This is a genomic window from Nostoc cf. edaphicum LEGE 07299 (genome assembly GCF_015207245.1).
GTDB lineage: Bacteria > Cyanobacteriota > Cyanobacteriia > Cyanobacteriales > Nostocaceae > Nostoc > Nostoc edaphicum_B.
Genome location: NZ_JADEXF010000716.1, coordinates 1 through 3,348 on the forward strand (window position 1 = coordinate 1; position 3,348 = coordinate 3,348).

Here is a 3,348-nt window from a genome sequence, read left to right on the forward strand (position 1 = left end):
ATAGTGCTCTAGTGATAGACCGATTAATCTCGATTGAAAAAAATTAAAAAGGTTGGGATTGAGAGAATTATGATTAGTGAGCAATTAATTCCAAAAAATAGAGCAAAAGAATACAAACTTTCTACGAAACATTAACCTTTGCATCTATGTTTTATACCTCTTAATCTTAGATCGTAGATCAAAAAGTTATACTTCTTCGAGTTCTGCATGAAACCAGTCAGCAGCGTTTATGAACACCATACCACTTAGCTCGACTTTATTCATTTACCTAAACTGCGATGCCTGCGGCAGCTGCTAAAAGCGTCTATACATATCCTAAAACCAGTATTTATCACGATTTTAGGGTTTTTGAAGACACTAGAACTAGTCACAACAAATTTTAGTTTTGTTAGTTTCTCACTTGAGATAGTTCGGATAAGCTCGTAATCCTGTGCTAGTCAGTTCTGTCATTTGTTTTATTCTCATTTCTTAAAATAGAGGTTTATTATGCCTTTTCCTAGATCTAGCGGGATTTTGCTACATCCTACTTCTTTTCCTAGTCAGTTTGGTATTGGTGACTTTGGATCGGAAGCTTATCGTTTTGTTGATTTTTTAGTAGAAAGTAAACAACAGCTTTGGCAGATATTGCCATTGGGGCCTACCGGAGATAGTAATTCTCCTTATGCTTCTTATTCAGCGATCGCTGGAAATCCCCTGTTAATCAGCCCAGAACTGCTGCAAAAAAAGGGCTTGCTGGCTGAAAATTTCACAAATTTACCAAAGTTTTCGACTGAAAGAGTAGATTTTTCGCAGGTTATCCAAACGAAGATACCAATACTGCAAAAAGCCTGTAAAAACTTCAAAACTAGTGCAACATCAATTCAGCAGCAGGAATTTCAGGAGTTTTATCAGAGTCAGGCTTACTGGCTAGATGATTATGCCTTGTTTATGGCGCTCAAAGATGCTCATAACGGCGCTAGTTGGAATACTTGGGAAGTGGCGATCGCTCAACGCAAACCAGAAGCGATCGAGCAATGGCAGCAACGACTTGCAAATGAAGTTTTTTACCATAAATATCTACAGTTTGAGTTTTTCTCGCAGTGGTCACAACTGAAGCGCTATGCTAACCAGCGTGGGATTCAGATACTAGGAGATATCGCAATTTATGTGGCTCACGATAGCGCTGACGTTTGGGCTAATCCCGGTAATTTCTGCCTTGATGAACAGACAGGTGAGGCAGCACTAATGGCAGGAACACCTCCAGATTACTTCAGCGCTACTGGACAGCTTTGGGGGAACCCAGTCTATAACTGGGTGCGGCTACAGCAGGAGAATTTCAAGTGGTGGGTGCAACGCTTCCAGTCCATGCTTAATTATGTAGACTTGATTCGCATCGATCACTTTCGGGGATTTCAAGCTTATTGGGCTGTAAAGCAGGGCGAAACAACTGCTATGAATGGTAGGTGGATTGAAGCTCCTGGAGAGGCTTTCTTTGAGGTACTCAAACAGAAGTTAGGTAAGCTGCCAATCATCGCCGAGGATTTGGGAGAAGTTTCACCAGAAGTATATGCTCTGCGAGACAGATTTGAGTTTCCAGGCATGAAAATTTTACAGTTTGCTTTTGGCGAAGGTTCACAAGCTGAAAAGCGTTTTTTACCGTTCAATTATCAACCTAATTGTATTGTGTACACGGGTACTCATGACAATGACACGACAGTTGGCTGGTTCAATCAATTGTTAGCCCCAGAAAAAGAACAAGTCTTGCGTTATTTGGGTTGTCAGAGTGAATCTGGAATCCACTGGGATTTGATTCGATTGGCACTAAGTTCTGTAGCTAATCAGGCAATTATTCCTCTACAGGATGTTTTGGGATTAGGTACCGAAGCTAGGATGAATTTTCCTGGCAAAAATGTAGGGAGTTGGGGTTGGCGATATCAGTCCGCAGCTTTAACGCCAGAGATTAGCGATCGCCTTAAAGCAATGACTGAAACTTATGGAAGGGCGATCGAATAATTCGTAATTCGTAATTCGTAATTGAGAACAGCGTTATTATCAATTACGGATTATTTTGACTCACGACATCGAATAAAATTAGACAAAGCCAGCAGCAAGACCCATTGATACCACATCAAGGGGCTTGCGGCTGGCTCAATTTTAGTCAATTTCTAATGGTAAGGGGCGATCGCGTCCTTCAACTTTCACGCTTGGCCACTTTGGATCAAAAGTTAGGTTTTCTAGCCCTCCATCCTTCTGGATGATGAAAGTATCTTCAACCTTTGCTCCTGGTAAACTTGGGTTCCAGGCTACAGCCATGTTTTCCACTAAATTTTCGCTCGTAGTTGGATTAGCGATGATTTCACGAGATAAATAGCCTGTAGTTCCTCCTTGATGATGTTGGCGAATTGCTTCGGGATAACCATGCTGCTCATAAGCCTGACCAAGCGCGTCATAAATTACGTTGATAGGCGTGCCAGGAACACACAAGTTCAAAGCTTCAGCTTCAATCTTATGGACATGAGAATGCAGAGACGCGAAATTTCGTGTCTCTGCATTGGCCTGTTCCAAACCAAAAAAGACAAATCTCGTCAGGTTCGCATATAGACCGTATCCCCGCGCACAAAAAACCAGCATTGCTGCACGTCCCAGCGCCTCTTGTTTGGGCGTGGCATGACGGTATAGGGGCAGACGCCTTTCTCCAGCTACTAGCGTCAAAGCTGGATGTAGCCCTCTTGACCACAACGCCTCTGCACCCGCTCCAGCCAGTTGGTACTCTGTCCAGGTAGGCTGGGCTTTCAAAAGTACTTCGGTCATGGCTTCACTTGCTAAACGCCCTACTCGCCGATAGCGCTCCAGTTCTGTTGGCAGAATCACCCGCTTCTGATTTATGAGTGACAGAGGTAATGAGCTTTCATGGGTAGTAGGAATGTCAGTCAAAATCTTTCCCCCGTTTGTGCCCTCACGCACGAAAGATTCGCGGGCAACCTTATCAGCCCAAGGATTAATGTGCAGCTTGTAAAGACGATCTGACGACTCATCCTTACCCGGAAGCTCTTCATCCTGTAAGCGTTGAGCTTCAATCTCATCAGTCAATATCCAGGCATCTTTAGCAGTTACCAAAACTTCCGCTACTCCAGTTTCACTAGCGAGTAGCACTGTGTTAGAACCGCCAGCCGTAGCCCAAGCGAACCAATCTGAACCGCGCAATCGCACACCCATTGCACCAGTTTCGCTCAGAGCTTTTCGCATTAGCTCCAGCTTGTAATAAATTTCTTGGTTGATCGAATTCATAGTTAAGTCGAGATAAGTCTGTGAAAAATTGCCAATTATTATTGATAGTGGGAAAAAAATTCTGATTACACATAATTCCGC

At 43.2% G+C, this 3,348-nt stretch carries 2 protein-coding genes; one reads left to right on the forward strand and one right to left on the reverse strand.

The window, feature by feature from the left end; genetic code table 11:
* Positions 1-486 precede the first annotated feature (486 nt).
* Positions 487-1,992, forward strand: coding sequence for a 4-alpha-glucanotransferase (gene malQ / locus IQ229_RS19430; RefSeq protein WP_194046558.1), 1,506 nt, complete (start codon positions 487-489; stop codon positions 1,990-1,992).
* A gap of 141 nt (positions 1,993-2,133) precedes the next feature.
* On the opposite strand, the gene IQ229_RS19435 is transcribed toward malQ, so the two are convergent.
* Positions 2,134-3,267, reverse strand: coding sequence for a M24 family metallopeptidase (locus IQ229_RS19435; protein ID WP_194046560.1), 1,134 nt, complete (start codon positions 3,265-3,267; stop codon positions 2,134-2,136).
* Between the last annotated feature and the right edge of the window lie 81 nt (positions 3,268-3,348).

What these genes read in the sequence shown, in the direction of transcription:
- malQ (WP_194046558.1), top strand. Translation starts at nt 487, where the DNA reads ATGCCTTTTCCTAGATCTAGCGGGATTTTGCTACATCCTACTTCTTTT.
- IQ229_RS19435 (WP_194046560.1), bottom strand. Translation starts at nt 3,267, where the DNA reads ATGAATTCGATCAACCAAGAAATTTATTACAAGCTGGAGCTAATGCGA.